Here is a 15,467-nt window from a genome sequence, read left to right as displayed (position 1 = left end):
GAGGAAAAATAAAAGGTGTGAGTGTCAGGTTTATGGTTTTTCACAGGTTATCATGAAGATTGTCCTGTTGGCTATGCTGACTGCCCTGTCCCCGACCCTCTCAAGGAATCTTGCTATGAATAGGAGGTTAACCAGGTAGGATATTGCCTCCTTATCCCTGAACATGCTTGCTGTTACATGTTCAAGGGTCTGGTCGAAGAGATCATCAACCTTGTCATCGTCGTGTCTGAGTTCCCTTGCCATGTCCATGTTCTGGTCAAGGAAGGCGTAGATACCCTTTGAGAGCATCATCTGGACAAAGTCAGACATGTGCTTCAGGTCCTCAAGGGGTTTTTTCGGTATCTCCTCATCCTTCAGCTTCTCAGCGGCCTCTGCTATGTTGGCTGCCAGATAACCTATCCTTTTAAGATGGCTTCCAACCTTGATACATGCCTCTATGAATCTCAGGTCACCTGCAACTGGCTGTTCAGCTGCAATAAGGCTTATTGATTTTCTTTCAAGGTCGAATACCATTTCATCGATGAGCTTGCTGTTTCTGATGACCTTTTCCTTCTTTTCATCATCATACTCCATGAGGAGGTCAACAGCGAGTTTATGAGTCTTCAGAGTTTTCTGTGAAACCTCCTCCATGTCCTTTCTGAGATCCTTAAGTCTTTTGCGGAACAATATCCGCGGGTATTTCTTTTCCATTAAAAACCCTCCTATGATTTATAATCGTTGATAAGTCTTTCAATGGCCTCGTCACCTGGGACCTGTATCCTGTACTTTTTAAGGAGTTCCTCCCTGGAGGATACATCAGGAAACATCTCATTGAGTATAATTTCTGCCTCAATGGGTATTGAAAGTTTTGATTCATCGTTCAGTTCAATGAGTGTCCTGAAAAGATCCTCATCGGCTTCATACACCTCAATGAGTGAATCCTGGTTTATTTCAATTTTTTCCATGGCAGTATGGCCATTGTTCTCCTCAAGGGTGTTGAGGTCAAGGTGCCATGCCCACACTATCCTTTCATTCTCAAGGAATACTATGGACTCGGTGTCACCGTTAAGTACCCTTATATATGCAAATTCAGGGAGTGATGACCTTTTAAGGACGCTGTAATCCATCTTCTTTGGGTTGTCAAAGGGTAACCACATTTAATCCTCCCAATACTTGCAGTAGAACACCATTAGACCTACTTCATGAGCACACTGTAGAAGACCTTATGATGTATCACCCGTTTACCCACTATCATGTATGCTATCCTGTCATCCATACCCAGTACATGGTGGCCCATACTGAGAAGGTTCCTTGCAACAAGAAGGAGGTTGCCTGATGATTCGATGAAATCCTTCTGGGATTCATAGAGCTGATTATAGAACTCCTGAAGCTGAAGGTAATTCTTTGTGGAACGTTTAAGGAGCTGGATGTCCCTGTTCATAAGGGCACCCAGACCATCCTTTATCATCTCCTGTACCGTCTGGGACATGAACTCGATGTGGGGGGGTATTACAGAATCCTGGCTGTCAATGGCATACCTTGCAATATACGCTGACAGTATGTTTATCCTTTCAAGTTCTATGGCTGTTCTAAGTATGCTTGACGCCAACCTGAAGTCCTTTGCAACCGGCTGGTGCAGTCCGAGTATTTTAAGGCATTCATCCTCTATCCTGTAGCTCCTCTCATTAACACCGGATGTTGTCTCTATTAGTTTCCTTGCAGCCTTCACATCCTTTTTAATATAAACTGATACGGATCTCCCCACCCTGTCTGAGGTTTCCGCACCATACACCACAGCCTCATTAGCCACCTTTAAAAGCTTGTTCTCAAGGATAACACCCATCAATTAGTTCACCATTAAAATTTTTAGCCGAATCTGCCGGTTATATAATCCTCAGTCCTTTTATCCTTGGGCTCTATGAATATCTTCTCTGTAAGGCCGCTTTCAACGATTTCACCGTGCAGGAAGAAGGCCGTGTACTTTGAAACCCTCGTTGCCTGCTGCATGTTGTGGGTTACGATGATTATGGTGTAGTCCCTTTTCAGTTTATGTATAAGGTCCTCTATCTTGGTGGTTGATATCGGATCAAGGGCTGAGCATGGTTCGTCCATCAGTATAACCTCAGGTTCAATGGCTATGGTCCTTGCAATGCAGAGCCTCTGCTGCTGACCCCCTGAGAGTCCGAGGGCTGATTTATCAAGTTTGTCCTTGACCTCATCCCAGAGGGCGGCTGCCCTGAGGCTCTCCTCCACCCTTTCCTCTATGAAGTCCCGGTCGGTGTAACCGTGGACCCTGAGACCGTATGCAACGTTCTCAAATATGGACTTGGGGAAGGGGTTGGGTTTCTGGAATACCATCCCCACCTTCTTACGTAGCTCAACAACGTCCATGTCAGGGTCGTAGATGTCCTTTCCATCAAGGTAAACCTTTCCCTCATGTCTGAAACCGGGGATTACATCATTCATCCTGTTAAGGGTCCTTACGAAGGTGGATTTGCCGCACCCTGATGGTCCTATAAGGGCTGTGACCGTGTTAGTTGGAATCTTCAGATTTATGTCCTTCAGTATATGGGCCTCGTCAAAGTAAACATTGAGGTCTTCAACTTCGATTCTGTACATTTTATCACCTCTATCTTCCCATCATCTTCTGCCTGTACCTGTCAACGAGGGTATTGGTCAGGACCGTGATTGCAAGGACGATTATCACCAGGACCGCCGCGGTTCCATAGGCATTCTGAAGTGAAAGTCCCTCCGTGGCAAGGATGTACAGGTGAAGCGGCAGGGGCCTTCCAGGGTCGAATATCGAGACAGGCATTGCAAGGGCTGATCCCACAACGAACATCACCGCCGCTGCCTCTGATATTGCCCTCGCCATCCCCAGGATGACACCCGTTGTTATACCTGGCAGGGCTGCCGGTACAACGACACGGTAAATTGTCTCCCATTTTGTTGCCCCCAGTGCAAGGCTCCCCTCCCTGTATGACTGGGGAACTGTCTCAACCGATACCTGTGCAACCTGGAATATTGTGGGGAGGGCCATGAGGGCCAGTACAAGGCCCCCTGAGAGGATGGTCCATCCAAGACCCAGGAAAACCACGAAGAATGATAGGCCGAAGAGCCCGAAGACTATGGATGGGATGGATGCCAGTGTCTCCGCGCCGAACTTTATGAGTTTCACTATCCGTTCTTCTGTGGCGTATTCTGTCATGTATATTGCCGCACCCACTCCCATTGGTGTTGCGATTATACCTGCAATGAGGGTTACGTAGATGCTCGATACTATCATGGGGGCGATTCCGCCGGCCCTTCCAGAGTCAACCGGTTCTGATAGGATGAACTCTGGGGTCAGTGCCGGGAACCCCTTTAAAATTATGTAACCGATTATAACGAGGAGTATGAGTACCGTTACAAGCCCTGAAGCCCAGAATACTGCGTTCATGATTTTCTGGCTCGTCTTTGGTGATATTATCTTGAATGACATGGTTATCCTCCTAGAGGTATCCTCCACCCACCACTATCTTCTTCTTGTAGTGGAAGTAGTTTGCAATGACAAGAAGGACCATTATCATCACAAAGAGGATTATGGCTGTCCCGAAGAGGGCGCTGTAGTGCAGTCCTGTTGCGTATCCCATTTCAAGGGCTATGTTTGATGTCAGGGCCCTTACAGGGTCTAATATGGATGATGGGATCTGGGTAACGTTTCCTGCGACCATTATAACGGCGAGGGTCTCCCCGATTGCCCGGCCCATCCCGAGGATTATGGATGTGATTATGCCTGGTATGGCTGCCGGGAATATGACTCGCCTTATGGTCTGCCACTGGGTTGCTCCCAGGGCTAGGGATGCCTCCTTGTATTCAAGGGGCACCGATCTTATGGCGTCCTCGGATACGCTTATTATCGTTGGCATTATCATGACTGTGAGTATCAGTGATGCTGTGAGCATCCCGAAGCCTGTGCCGCCAATGTTTTCCCTCACAAAGGGGACCAGTATTATCAGGCCAAAGAAGCCGTAGACAACTGAGGGTATTGCGGCAAGGGTCTCTATAACAGGTTTCAGGATTTTGCGCATCAGTTGAGGCGCCACCTCAGCCATGAATATTGCGCATAGAATTGATAATGGAACTGCTATTGCAAGGGAGAGGAGGGTGATGCAGAGGGATCCTACAATCATGGTGAAAACACCATATTTACCATCAGATGGCGCCCAGTCCAGTCCAAATATGAACTGAAGGACCCCATATTCCTGCAATACCGGGAATCCTTCCCTGAAGATGAAGATTATGATGAGAAGGATCGTGATGATGGAAAAGATTGCGGCTATAAAAAGACCCCTCTCAATCAACATTTCCCTTGTTCTGCTAATCATTCCTATACCTCCTATGTGTCATCTGAAACATTTGCTATTGCAGGAACAACCTTCTGGCTCCTGACGATTGCCTGACCCTCAGGTGAAAATACCCAGTCTATGAAGTCCTTAACAGCACCTTCCGGTTCTCCCTTTGTAAGGAACTCGAAGGGTACAACAAGGGGGTAAGAACCATCTGCCACCGTGGTCTCTGAGGGTGTGACACCATTCACCTCAAGGGCCTTTACATCAGGGCTCATGTGGGCCATTGAAACAAATCCTATGGCATACGGATCACTCTTTACTGTCTGCTTTACAGACTCGGTGGATCCCTGTACGATTGCATCGGATCTTATCTTCGTATTCTTCATCACAAGACTCACGAATGAACTCCGTGTTCCTGATCCTTCCTCACGGACTATGACATGTATCTCGGCATCAGGACCGCCAACTTCCTTCCAGTTCCTGATCTTGCCGCTGAATATGTCCCTGAGCTGTTCATCTGTAAGATCATCAACGGGGTTTCTGTGGTTTACCGCTATTATTATGCCATCCTTTCCTATTACGTACTCCCTGAGATCATCCTTTTCTTCAGGTTTAAGGGCCTTTGAACTTGTTCCTATATCAACCACTCCCTGCTGAGCCGTCCTTATACCCATACCTGAACCGCCACCCTGAACATTTATCCTTACGTTTGGGTGTTTCTTCATGTATTCAGCGGCAAGTTTCTCTGCCACCGGCTGAACAGAGGTTGAGCCTGCAATTTTGATTCTCTCATAGTTGGCTCCTGGCTTTATCATGAAGTAAGCAAGGGCTATGATAATGATGATTATGATAAGGTTCCTGATCTTTACATCCATCTCCATCACCTTCACTTTATGATTTCACCTATTGCCTAATAAAGTTCACCGGAGTGGAGGTGACGGGATGAAAAATAAATAATGTACCGGGCCCCTGAGGGCCGCTTTAAGATCATGCCTTTGCAGGTACAACCTTTTCTGATTTGACTATTTCCTGACCTTCGGGGCTGAGTACCCAGTCAATGAAGTCCTTGACTGCTCCCTGGGCACTTCCCTTAACCAGGAAGAGGAATGGCCTCTGTATCTTGTAGGATCCATCTGCCACTGTCTGCTCAGATGGTGCTACTCCACCAATCTTCAGGGCCTTTACTGTTTCATCGAGGTTTGCAAGGGATATGAAGCCTATGGCATTAGGGTCCTGTTTCACTGCCTGTTTAACAGCCTCTGTTGAGCTTTCGACGATTGCGTCCTTCTTGATCTTGGTTTCCTTGCCCATGACTATTTCTTCAAAGGCCTTCCTGGTTCCTGAACCATCCTCACGGGTGACAACTGTTATCTTTGCATCTGCTCCGCCGACTTCTTTCCAGTTGGTTATCTTACCACTGAATATGTCCTTCACCTGGTCGGCTGTAAGGTCTTCCACGCTGTTCTTGCTGTTTACGATGATTGCTATTCCGTCCTTTCCTATGAGGTACTCTGTAAGACCCTTTTTCTCATCATCCTTGAGTTCCTTTGAACTTGTTCCAATGTCTGCTGTGCCATCCTGGGCACTCTTTATACCTACACTGGAACCCCCACCCTGAACGTTTATTTTAACGTTCGGGTGTTTCTTCATGTATTCAGCGGCAAGTTTCTCTGCCACCGGCTGAACAGAAGTTGAACCAACGATATCTATCTTTTCCTGCTGTCCGCCACCTCCAAGTGCCAGTACAGCTCCTGCAATTATTACAATTGCAACGACTACTCCTATGATCAATCTGGTGTCCATTTTATCACCTCACACTTTACCTTGTCACGACCCTATTTAAAATTTACTATTTTAGTGTACTTGATTACCTATTTTGTGAACTAAATTTCTGACAGGGATAATTTGGTTCACAATAAGTGAAAACTGATACACCAAATGTACCAAAATATAAATACGGGTAGATATTATAGGAGATCCATGATAACTGAAGGAATGATAAACGATATACTGAGAACCCGAAACCCAAAGTGGAGGACTTCTATTACTCGTGTTGAGCCTAATCGTATTGTTACCAGGGGTTATTCTCAGGAGGAGCTTATTGGTGGTGTTTCTTTTTCTGAGATGGTGTATCTTCTGATCAGGGGTGAGCTTCCCTCTGAGAATGTGGCCAGGATGCTGGAGGCTGTTCTGGTTTCCTTCTGTGATCATGGTGTTACTCCTCCCAGTACTCAGGCTGCGCGTATGATTGCTTCTGCCGGTTCTCCGGTGCATGCCTGTATCGCCGGGGGGGCTCCTGGCCTTTGGTAAGAACCATGCAGGGGCCATTGAGCGTTCCATGAAGCTCTTCCAGGACACCATCTCAAAATGCAGCTGTGAGGATGATATACCCTCTGCTGCCAGGGAACTGGTTGACGACCACCTCAGGAGGAACCGGAGGATTCCTGGTTTCGGTCACAGGTACCATAACGCCGATCCCCGCGCCATCAGGCTCCTTGACCTGGCCGAGGAGTACAGCTGCATAGGACCCCACACCCGCCTGGCTATGGAGGTCCAGGAGATACTTGTTGAGGAGAAGGGCGTCCGGATGAACGTTGACGGCGCCAACGCAGGAATACTCTCGGACATGGGATTCGACTGGAGGACAGGAGCAGGATTATTCATGATAGGACGCCTGCCAGGACTCATATCCCACGTATACGAGGAGAAGGTCAGGGAACCCGCCTTCAGGAAATTCTTCGACATCGAAGAAATACACTACGACGGAGAAGAAGAAAGAATAATAGGAAGTTCAGAGAAAACACTTTATGGTGTTGAAAAATGCAGGACCCATACGAGAAAGCCCGGAAAAGAGTGAAGGAACTTAAGGAATTCTACATGCACCTATCTGTTTTTGCAGCCGTCAACCTCACCCTTTTCCTCATAAATCTTGTTTCAACCCCCGGACGCTGGTGGTTCTACTGGGTGACGGTATTCTGGGGTATAGGACTGATATAGCACGCCTTCGGCGTATTCATAGAGGATAGATTATTCGGGAAGGAATGGGAGGAGAAAAAGATAAGGGAGTACATGGAGAAGAACAAAAAATAATTTTTTTCTAAACCCCCAGATTTCTAAAGGCTTATTCAAAATCAAACTCTTTCTCCCGTCTTCTGAAGCGTTCAGGTGTTGTGGTCCTTGGAATGTTTCTGTAGTACTCGCCTGCCGTGTCAAATATCTCTATGGATATATCCGCAATCCTCTCAAGGGTTTTAACGATCCTTGAAAGGGAAATATAATAGGTTGAACGCTCCTTATCCTCAAAGGGTGTCTCCGCCATCTGAGTCGCCACACAGTTAAGGGCGCTCTTCTGGACCCTGTGTATCTCATCTTCAAGGGACATGAGGCGGCCCTTGAGTTCAAGCTTCTCATTCAGAAATGCTTCCATTGCGGTTTCCAGCATTTCAATGGCGATGGAAAACATTTTCCTGAGGTAATCCATCATTGCAGGGTCAACCTCATAGGCCTCCTTTATAACAAAGTTCGGCATTATTGCAGAGTGGTCACCTATCCTTTCAAGGTCATAGGCTATCTCGGTGAAGTTCATGGTCTTGCTGAACTCTGAGTATGGGTTCATTGATATGGCGGTATCAACAGACGCCCTGACCTTCTCATGCATCGTGTTTGTTATGTAATCCATCTTAAGGGCATCATTTGCAAGTTCCTCATCGTATTCCTCAAGGGATTTAAAGGAAGCCCTGAGCTGTTTGCAGACATGACTGGCCATGTCCCTCAGCATCTCCTTTATGAAGAAGCTTCCAGCATATTCCCTTGAGGTTATCTCCTCATCAAAAAGATTAGGGAACTCCTCTAATCTCTTGATGTCCACTATATACGCCCTTCTCACCAGGCCCTCCTTTATGAGTGGCTGGAGGAGCTTGGTAACGTACCTTCTTGTTATCCCAAGGCGTTCCGCGATTTCATCCTGGGTTGATGGACTCTCATAGAGTATAACATCTATTATGGATTTGAGTGTTGCATTCTTTGTCTTATTTTTCATTCTCTTCAGACACCTCTTCTTCCCTTACGATAACAACTGAATCCTTCAGTATTGATATGACCATGTAACTCAGGACCAGGATCACTGCTAAAGCAATCAGGATATCAAATTCATAGAAAACCGTCCTGTAAATTGTCACAATGGGTGACTGCACATCCACAAGGCCCCTCAGGAGAATGATAAATCCCATGATGATGAGGATGTGTCCATAGGACTTCTTTATGGTCTCAGGCTGCAGAAGCGGATATATCCCCATCACCATAAGCCCGACCCCCACCGACCTGAAGAGGTTCCATGCTGTTGCCTCCTCAAGCAGGTAGAATATCTGCTGGGGCTTCCAGTAGAAATTGCCGAGGAGGTATATGGCTTCAATTACTACTATTATCATGAGGGGAATTGCAAATACAACTCTGCTCTCAACCCTTTCAGTTTTAACATTCTTGAGGGGCTCCCTGAAGTAGTATGAAAGGAGCTGATATAGCATTGACCCTATAACGGCACCTATAACTGTTCCTCCGACTCCTATCTTTGAGGTTGTGAATGCGACTATTCCTGATATGATCCCCGCCATGATTATGTCAAAGGCCCTGGTCAATGCAACCACCCTCTTCATATTTTGAGTATTTAGTTTCTCTATTAGAGAACATTAGGTCATGGTTATATTAATCCTTTGCCATGATATGCCCAGATATTGGTGATGAAAAAACATGAGCCAATTTCTTCAGCTGCATGTGCATGCTGAACACATCTAGGAGAACATCATCATACTGAATGTCTGTAGGAGCATATCCGGTACTCATCATTCTCCACACTGACAGAATAATTTGCGATCTCCCTCTTTGAACCATTCTCAGTATTTATAAGGTCCACTGCAATCATTTCATCGTTTATTCTGAGCTGGTTATGGGATGGGAATGTTTCACCCCTCAGTTTCCTTGTTGTCGCTGTTCCCGAGTTGAGTGTCACCATACCCTCAATCATCCAGACATTTGGGACATGTTTGTGGCCGTTAAGGACAAAGTCAACGCCGTATTCATTAAGAAGCCTTAGAAGATCCCCTGAATCAAGGAGTATGTTCCTTTCACGACCGGTGTTGGGTATGGGAAGGAGGTGGTGGTGGAAGGTGACTATCTTACAGAGATGATCAGGGACTCTATCCAGCTCCCTTCGAAGCCACTCGAGCTGATCCATACCTATCTGGCCATCATTTATATCGGGTTCCGATGAATCCAGGCCTATAACTGCAAAGTCTGAGTCATGGTGGACAAACTTCCTGTTGCCTATGAGCTTCTCGAAGTGTACAAGTCCAACATTCCTAGCATCATGGTTGCCCGGGATTATGTAGGTTGATGTTATCTCCCTCAGCGCATCTGCAAAGGCAGCTGCAAGTTCATATTCATGGGCATAGCCCTCTGTTGTCAGGTCACCTGAAACAACTATGAGGTCCGGGTTTTCATCCTCAAGCTGCCTGATAAGGTTATCCTTGAGGGTGTCTGAGAAATTCTTTTCACCGAAGTGTATATCAGAAATCTGTGAAATCTTTTTATCCATTAAAACACCTTAAAATCAATGAAAAGCCTTAGGCGGGATTCGAACCCGCGACCTATGCCTTACCAAGGCATCGCTCTACCACCTGAGCCACTAAGGCACTGTATTTTAAATAATAAGGGTTGAAATTCATAGTGCAGGGGAAGGGATTCGAACCCTCGAAGGCCTGCGCCAGAGGATCTTAAGTCCTCCCCCTTTGGCCGCTCGGGCACCCCTGCATAGTAATTGATAGTAGTAAAAAGTGATATATTAATTTAACGGTCATAATAAACTGACCGTATAATAAATATGATCATCATATCTACTCATGGTGATCTCCTTGAAGCATGAAAGGTCAAGGTGTATGCTCTGCGGTGCGTGCGAAAACGTCTGTCCATATGACATAATCGAAGCCGGAGCGAAGCCTAAAGATGAATGCAGAGGCTGCGGACGCTGCGCAGCAGTCTGTCCCGTGGATGCTATTGGGTGTTGATGATGAACTACGATGTGGTTGTTGCCGGTGGACGGGTGGCTGGATCCATATTCGCATATCATGCTGCAAAGAAAGGGCTGAGGGTGATTGTGGCTGAAAAGAACCCTGAAATAGGAGTCCCTGTCCAGTGTGCAGGAGGAGTCAGCGACAGTTTCTTCAGGTCCATGGACATCAAACCCCTCCCTGAATTCACCTACACAAGGATAAGGGCCGCGGCCATCAACTCCCCATCCGGTGCAAGGATAATAACAGAAAACCCCATCATAAGGGGATATACAATTGAAAGGAAGGTCTTCGACAGGTACCTTGCATTGAGGGCTGCTGAAGCTGGGGCCGACATAACCGTAAATACAAGGGTGGAGGGCCTACTCCTCGATGAAGGCTCCGTCACCGGTGTGAATCTCAGGGGGCCAGATGGCAGCAGGGATGTGAGATGCAGGATGGTCATTGCAGCGGATGGCATCAGCTCCAGGGTTGCCAGGATGGCCGGACTGGACACTCGATTCAGGCCAGAGGACATCTGCTCCTGTGCCCAGTACGAGATGGTGGGTGTTGATGTTGAGGATGATATGATGGAATTCTACTTCGGTAGCCAGGTGGCGCCCTCAGGTTACCTCTGGGTGTTTCCCCGGGGCGATGGGAAGGCTAATATAGGACTAGGTATGCGGAGAAGGAGCTGCTCAGAAAGGGGGCCCCTCCATTACCTGAAAAGATTCACGGAAGGAATGGGATATCAGAGGACAGAGTTTGTTGCTGGTGCAGTTCCTGTTGGAGGTCCTGTGGAGAAAACATACACAGATGGCATCCTTGTTGTGGGTGATGCTGCAGGACAGGTAGACCCCCTTACAGGTGGAGGCATACACATCGCAGCAGAATGTGCAAAAATAGCGGCAGATGTGTCTGCAGATGCAATAGAAAGTGACAGGACAGATAGCGAGTTCCTTTCAGAGTATCAGAGAAGATGGTATGATAAAATCGGGCGCAACCTTAAAAGATCACTTAAATATAGGAGGGTCCTTGATGATCTTGGTGACGATGAACTTGATCAACTCATAGGATCCTTAGAAGGAAAAGACTTAAGTTCAATCTCAAAGATATCTCTTCTGAAAGCCCTCAGGGAATATCCTTCAATAATTAAAATACTGAAGGAGATGCTCTGAAACTAATAATTCTAAAACATATATCATTACAGGTGATTCTGTGTTCAAAGCTGGAAGGGAAAGGCTGTACCTTGCAATTATACTGTTAGCTTCATTCATAGTGCGACTTATACCAAGCAGAAACCTCTCATTTGCAGGTAATGATGCCTATGTACACCATGATATCGTGATGAGAATCGTTACAGAGGGTCCCGGAATAGTTTCACATGACATCCCGTCACTTATGGGCCTCAAAGCATATGCATACCCCCCATTATTCCATCTGATAGCCTCCGCACTATACACGGTATCAAGATCAGACGCCGTATTCTTTCTCCTTCCTGCATTTTTCGGAACGGCAGCCGTCCTTGTAATCTACATGATCTCCCTTGAGATCTCGGGTAACCATGAGCAATCACTCCTATCAGCCCTTCTTTTCTCCATGACCCCATCCTTTGTTACAAGGACCTCCACATTCATGCCTGAATCCCTCGGTATTCTGCTATTCACCGGGATCCTGTGGATGATTGTAAGATACATTAAAACCGTGCCGGGTACCCGGATATCAATAACTTTGAGCTTGGAGGGTTTCTGAACCTCTTCAAGGGTAATGCGAGGTACCTCCTTGGAGCTTCAGTTATATTCATAATGTACCCCTTCACCCACAGGGGGTGGATTTTCCTTGCAATCGCGGTCCTGATCCTTATTGCCACATTCCTGACACCCTCATTCAGGAAAAGGCCCCTTGAATTTGGCTTGATATTTGCAGCCATGGTAGTCTTCCTCGTTGAGTTCATAGCATTCGCTGCAAGATTTCAGGCCGTGCCTGTTACAATACTTGGATTCCCAAAGTGGATGGGAGTACTGCAGCTTGTAGTTGGACTCTACGGCGCCCTTATTCTTTTAAAATCCCGGAATCCTGTTCATCGATTCCTGATAATCTGGGCGGCGGTCTTCATGATAATAGGAACCTACTCATTCAGGTTCCGAGACCCCTACGCGGCAATACCCCTCACACTGATTGCCGGTTACGGACTCATGTCAGTAATCATGAAAATAAGGGATTCTGAAGTCCTAAAAAGGTATCCTCTCCTTAAATGGGACATCGGGCCTTCGCTGAAGAGTGGGGCGATTCTGCTCCTGATACTGGTACCCGTAAGTCAGGGCGCCGCCATGGCATACTCAAACGTAATCACACCGAGCCCTGAACAGATCTCTGCATTCAGCTGGATAGAGAAAAACACGCCTCAGGATGCTGTTTTCATGGCAAGAATCAATGAATCTTATCTTTTAATTGGGAACACCCATCGAAGAGACGTTCTTCTCTGGAATACGGTCTACAGGGGTTTCATGGGGGATGCTCCATCCGTAAAGGAGAACCGGATGATCCAGAAGGAGGTCTCAACAATCTTTGATTCCTCGATACCCCCAGAGGCCTATTACCTCATTGAAAAAAACAATATAAGCTACCTGTACCTTACAAGGAATGATCATAAAAGCGGTATAGGTCTCTACGCCCCCTACGACCCCCACTTTAAAACTGTCTTCGTGTCGGGGGATGTCTCGGTTTACCGCTACATCAGAAATCCGGAGCTTGAATCAAATACATCAGAAATAAGGCCCCAGAATAACAGATACGGTGAAATTATAGGCTTTATCGAAAAATTCTGGAATGGCTACTCATATTCAGAGGCTGGTGGTAATGGATACAACGACCCTGCAAGGGACCTCGAGTTCGGCAGCCTCTTTAAGGGTTCATATGAAAGTAACGCCATGATAGCAGCTCTCTATCTCCAAATGGGGGATGAAACAGGGGATGCAAGCCTCACAGAGAGGGGGAACTATCTCATTAAATGGCTGTCTTACAGGCAGATGGATAACGGTTCATTCCCCGCTGGCATGCCCCCTGCAGAATATACACTCACGACAATGCAAACCATTCACCCATTAATGGCTTTGAAATCAACTGAAAGCAATGAGATTGTCAGCAAAGGTCTAAGGTTCGTTGAATCCCAGACTGAAAAGGATGAAATCAGTATAGCGCCCGGCAAAACCTCTTCCACAATCCTTGGACCGGATTATCTCAAACTCAAAACAGAATCCCAGGTATCCGGCATGAACCCCGAAGGTAAAGGGGAAGTTGTGAACTCCATTATCCGGGAACAGGGCTTTGATGGTGCCTGGAGTTCCAGGGAATACGAGAACATCGGAATACTGAAGGGACTGGCACTTTACTACATCTCCACAAAGGATGAACAGGTACTTGAATCAGTTCAGAAGGGTGCGGAATGGCTCAGGAACCACCAGAACACTGACGGATCATTCCAGGGTGATGGGGAGGAGGATGTATACTGTTTAAGCCATTACTCCGATGCAGCCCTGATCTACAGCGTTGCCGGGGACAGCGCATCCCTTGAGAGAACACTCAACCATATCACTAAAAGGGGCGTTGAAAACGACCCGACACCCCTCAGATCCTTCATGACCCTCATATGGGATATGAAGCTGATATATGGTGATGACAGGGCCCTTGAGATTGCAGGTAAAACTCTCCACGACTGAAACACAAAATTTATTTTTCATATCCTCCAATTTATTATGGGGGATAATTCATTGGGATCTTCTATAAACACTGAGGTGCTCCTCAGGAGGGGGGATGTTTACGGCCTCATGGAGGCCCTGGAAGATGATGACTTTACCGTCAGGAGGGATGCTGCCGAGGCCCTGGAAACTCTGGCAGATGAAAGGGCCCTTGAAGCCCTTATCAGATCCCTGAGATATGAGGAATGGCAGGAAGAATATCCTGTGCTTACAGGGGTGAGGGCGGCTTCAGCGAGGGCCCTTGGAAGGATAGGAAACCCTAAAGCCGTTGATCACCTCATAATGGCCCTTGATGACACCGACATCGACGTTAAAATAGCGGCCATCAGGTCCCTTTCAGGGTTCCCTGAGGAAAGGGTCTTCGAAGCCATAAGGAGATTTATAGACCATCCCGACGAGAACGTCAGGAAAAATGCTGTTTGGGCCCTCATAAAACTGAACCCTGAAAGGGGGCTCAGGTATGCCTCCATGGCCCTTTACGATGAATCATGGGTTGTTAGGAAGACTGCTGCCAGGTCAATGATAGGAGTGGCAGACGAGGGCTACCTGGACATCCTCATTGATAAACTTGGCGACCCTGATTCCGATGTCAGGAGACAGGCTCTTCTTGCAGTTGTGAATATAGGGGAGGCAGCTGTTAAGCCACTCATCCAGAAGCTTGAAGATCCCTCCTGGCAGACAAGGGCCATGGTTGCGGAGGCTCTTGGTGAGATAGGATCAAAGAAAGATGTTAAACCGCTTAAAGGGATGCTTTCCGGGCGTAAAAGGGATGAAAACCGTTATGTCCGCGGTAAGGTAGCCGAGGCCCTTGGACTCATAGGCGACCCTGAAGCCGTCGAGGCCCTCCAGAGGGCCGCGAAAGACCCCTACCCCTTTGTAAGGAGGAAGGCCCGTGCAGCCCTTGATATTATTGATGCCAAACCTGACCTTGAGGTATTTGATAACGGGGAGCTGAGGTTCAGGTACCCCCGCTTCTGGGATCTCAGTGAGGCCAGTGAGGATGAAAGGCTGGTTGAAGGATCATGGGACGACAACCTTGAATTCGTTATAAAGCGAAAGGAAGTTCCTGAAATCACTGCAGAAGAGTTTTCAGAAGTCCTATTTGATGTACTGGTTAGGAAAGGATTTTTTAATCTTTCAAGGGATATAATAAGAATTGATAATGAACACGGGTATATAATGACGGGTGAAACAAAGGAAAAAAGGGTTATTGTATTTGTTTTTAAAAAGAAAATGAACATATACTACATCTACTTCAGGGGGCCCCTTGAGAGAATCAGGGACTCATACCGGTATATCAGGGTGTTTATCAACACCCTCCATGCTTAACCATGGCTTCTCCTCCAGAGACTCCTCAT

At 46.9% G+C, this 15,467-nt stretch carries 16 protein-coding genes, 2 tRNA genes and 2 pseudogenes; 7 read left to right on the top strand and 13 right to left on the bottom strand.

Annotation, left to right across the window (positions count from 1 at the left end; translation table 11 throughout):
• Window positions 1-30: 30 nt before the first annotated feature.
• The 8 genes from phoU to FZP57_RS01230 all read right to left on the bottom strand — a co-directional run bounded on the left by phoU (window position 31) and on the right by FZP57_RS01230 (window position 6,113).
• Window positions 31-690 (bottom strand): phosphate signaling complex protein PhoU, encoded by a 660-nt coding sequence (gene phoU / locus FZP57_RS01265; RefSeq protein WP_074358421.1) that lies wholly within the window; start codon window positions 688-690, stop codon window positions 31-33.
• An 11-nt stretch (window positions 691-701) separates the two neighbouring features.
• The gene (locus FZP57_RS01260) at window positions 702-1,136 is read right to left on the bottom strand and encodes a DUF2226 domain-containing protein (protein WP_074358420.1); all 435 of its coding nucleotides are present in this window, start codon (window positions 1,134-1,136) and stop codon (window positions 702-704) included.
• Between the two features lie 38 nt (window positions 1,137-1,174).
• The gene (locus tag FZP57_RS01255) at window positions 1,175-1,822 is read right to left on the bottom strand and encodes a phosphate uptake regulator PhoU (RefSeq protein ID WP_238338031.1); all 648 of its coding nucleotides are present in this window, start codon (window positions 1,820-1,822) and stop codon (window positions 1,175-1,177) included.
• A 23-nt stretch (window positions 1,823-1,845) separates the two neighbouring features.
• Window positions 1,846-2,598, bottom strand: coding sequence for a phosphate ABC transporter ATP-binding protein PstB (pstB, locus tag FZP57_RS01250; RefSeq protein WP_074358418.1), 753 nt, complete (start codon window positions 2,596-2,598; stop codon window positions 1,846-1,848).
• Between the two features lie 10 nt (window positions 2,599-2,608).
• Window positions 2,609-3,460, bottom strand: coding sequence for a phosphate ABC transporter permease PstA (gene pstA, locus FZP57_RS01245; protein WP_191216350.1), 852 nt, complete (start codon window positions 3,458-3,460; stop codon window positions 2,609-2,611).
• A gap of 10 nt (window positions 3,461-3,470) precedes the next feature.
• Window positions 3,471-4,346 (bottom strand): phosphate ABC transporter permease subunit PstC, encoded by an 876-nt coding sequence (gene pstC, locus FZP57_RS01240; RefSeq protein ID WP_074358416.1) that lies wholly within the window; start codon window positions 4,344-4,346, stop codon window positions 3,471-3,473.
• Window positions 4,347-4,357: 11 nt separating this feature from the next.
• Complete coding sequence (locus tag FZP57_RS01235) at window positions 4,358-5,185, bottom strand: phosphate ABC transporter substrate-binding protein (protein ID WP_074358415.1); 828 nt, start codon at window positions 5,183-5,185, stop codon at window positions 4,358-4,360.
• Window positions 5,186-5,297: 112 nt separating this feature from the next.
• Complete coding sequence (locus FZP57_RS01230) at window positions 5,298-6,113, bottom strand: phosphate ABC transporter substrate-binding protein (RefSeq protein ID WP_191216349.1); 816 nt, start codon at window positions 6,111-6,113, stop codon at window positions 5,298-5,300.
• Between the two features lie 177 nt (window positions 6,114-6,290).
• Here FZP57_RS01230 and FZP57_RS01225 point away from each other — a divergent pair.
• Both FZP57_RS01225 and FZP57_RS09270 read left to right on the top strand, forming a co-directional pair.
• Window positions 6,291-7,167, top strand: a pseudogene (locus FZP57_RS01225) (citryl-CoA lyase).
• Window positions 7,131-7,400, top strand: a pseudogene (locus FZP57_RS09270) (2TM domain-containing protein). The pseudogenes FZP57_RS01225 and FZP57_RS09270 overlap by 37 nt, the downstream one beginning before the upstream one ends.
• Before the next feature lie 31 nt (window positions 7,401-7,431).
• On the opposite strand, the gene FZP57_RS01215 reads toward FZP57_RS09270, so the two are convergent.
• The 5 genes from FZP57_RS01215 to FZP57_RS01195 all read right to left on the bottom strand — a co-directional run bounded on the left by FZP57_RS01215 (window position 7,432) and on the right by FZP57_RS01195 (window position 10,115).
• Window positions 7,432-8,349 (bottom strand): phosphate uptake regulator PhoU, encoded by a 918-nt coding sequence (locus FZP57_RS01215; protein ID WP_074358412.1) that lies wholly within the window; start codon window positions 8,347-8,349, stop codon window positions 7,432-7,434.
• Window positions 8,339-8,953: a hypothetical protein gene (locus FZP57_RS01210; protein ID WP_340222511.1), complete on the bottom strand. Its 615-nt coding sequence runs from the start codon at window positions 8,951-8,953 to the stop codon at window positions 8,339-8,341. The genes FZP57_RS01215 and FZP57_RS01210 overlap by 11 nt, the downstream gene beginning before the upstream one ends.
• Before the next feature lie 158 nt (window positions 8,954-9,111).
• Window positions 9,112-9,900, bottom strand: a complete 789-nt coding sequence (locus FZP57_RS01205; RefSeq protein WP_074358410.1) for a metallophosphoesterase — start codon at window positions 9,898-9,900, stop codon at window positions 9,112-9,114.
• A gap of 24 nt (window positions 9,901-9,924) precedes the next feature.
• Window positions 9,925-9,997: transfer RNA gene (locus FZP57_RS01200), tRNA-Thr, on the bottom strand.
• Between the two features lie 35 nt (window positions 9,998-10,032).
• Window positions 10,033-10,115, bottom strand: a tRNA-Leu gene (locus FZP57_RS01195).
• Between the two features lie 101 nt (window positions 10,116-10,216).
• Here FZP57_RS01195 and FZP57_RS01190 point away from each other — a divergent pair.
• Genes FZP57_RS01190 through FZP57_RS01170 form a run of 5 tightly spaced genes read left to right on the top strand, consistent with a single transcriptional unit; the run spans window position 10,217 to window position 15,438 of the window.
• Window positions 10,217-10,369, top strand: coding sequence for a 4Fe-4S binding protein (locus FZP57_RS01190; protein ID WP_202879477.1), 153 nt, complete (start codon window positions 10,217-10,219; stop codon window positions 10,367-10,369).
• Window positions 10,369-11,529, top strand: a complete 1,161-nt coding sequence (locus FZP57_RS01185) for an NAD(P)/FAD-dependent oxidoreductase (protein WP_238337943.1) — start codon at window positions 10,369-10,371, stop codon at window positions 11,527-11,529. The genes FZP57_RS01190 and FZP57_RS01185 overlap by 1 nt, the downstream gene beginning before the upstream one ends.
• 40 nt (window positions 11,530-11,569) lie before the next feature.
• Complete coding sequence (locus tag FZP57_RS01180) at window positions 11,570-12,103, top strand: glycosyltransferase family 39 protein (RefSeq protein ID WP_074358409.1); 534 nt, start codon at window positions 11,570-11,572, stop codon at window positions 12,101-12,103.
• A 53-nt stretch (window positions 12,104-12,156) separates the two neighbouring features.
• On the top strand, window positions 12,157-14,070 hold the full coding sequence (locus FZP57_RS01175; RefSeq protein WP_191216348.1) for a DMT family transporter: 1,914 nt from the start codon (window positions 12,157-12,159) through the stop codon (window positions 14,068-14,070).
• Between the two features lie 51 nt (window positions 14,071-14,121).
• A complete protein-coding gene (locus tag FZP57_RS01170) occupies window positions 14,122-15,438 on the top strand; it encodes a HEAT repeat domain-containing protein (protein WP_238337942.1) in 1,317 nt (438 codons plus the stop codon).
• Window positions 15,439-15,467 lie beyond the last annotated feature (29 nt).

The organism is Methanothermobacter sp. THM-1 (assembly GCF_009914355.1).
In the GTDB taxonomy this organism is placed as follows: domain Archaea; phylum Methanobacteriota; class Methanobacteria; order Methanobacteriales; family Methanothermobacteraceae; genus Methanothermobacter; species Methanothermobacter wolfei.
Note: the sequence above shows the minus strand (reverse complement) of the source record. Positions and strands in the feature narration are given on the sequence as shown.

Bases quoted from the DNA above. Each gene is read 5' to 3' on its own strand.
- FZP57_RS01185 (WP_238337943.1), top strand. From the start codon at position 10,369: ATGATGAACTACGATGTGGTTGTTGCCGGTGGACGGGTGGCTGGATCC.
- FZP57_RS01230 (WP_191216349.1), bottom strand. From the start codon at position 6,113: ATGGACACCAGATTGATCATAGGAGTAGTCGTTGCAATTGTAATAATT.
- FZP57_RS01215 (WP_074358412.1), bottom strand. From the start codon at position 8,349: ATGAAAAATAAGACAAAGAATGCAACACTCAAATCCATAATAGATGTT.
- FZP57_RS01235 (WP_074358415.1), bottom strand. From the start codon at position 5,185: ATGGATGTAAAGATCAGGAACCTTATCATAATCATCATTATCATAGCC.
- FZP57_RS01255 (WP_238338031.1), bottom strand. From the start codon at position 1,822: ATGGGTGTTATCCTTGAGAACAAGCTTTTAAAGGTGGCTAATGAGGCT.
- phoU (WP_074358421.1), bottom strand. From the start codon at position 690: ATGGAAAAGAAATACCCGCGGATATTGTTCCGCAAAAGACTTAAGGAT.
- pstA (WP_191216350.1), bottom strand. From the start codon at position 3,460: ATGTCATTCAAGATAATATCACCAAAGACGAGCCAGAAAATCATGAAC.
- pstC (WP_074358416.1), bottom strand. From the start codon at position 4,346: ATGATTAGCAGAACAAGGGAAATGTTGATTGAGAGGGGTCTTTTTATA.
- FZP57_RS01260 (WP_074358420.1), bottom strand. From the start codon at position 1,136: ATGTGGTTACCCTTTGACAACCCAAAGAAGATGGATTACAGCGTCCTT.
- FZP57_RS01205 (WP_074358410.1), bottom strand. From the start codon at position 9,900: ATGGATAAAAAGATTTCACAGATTTCTGATATACACTTCGGTGAAAAG.
- FZP57_RS01175 (WP_191216348.1), top strand. From the start codon at position 12,157: ATGTACCCCTTCACCCACAGGGGGTGGATTTTCCTTGCAATCGCGGTC.
- pstB (WP_074358418.1), bottom strand. From the start codon at position 2,598: ATGTACAGAATCGAAGTTGAAGACCTCAATGTTTACTTTGACGAGGCC.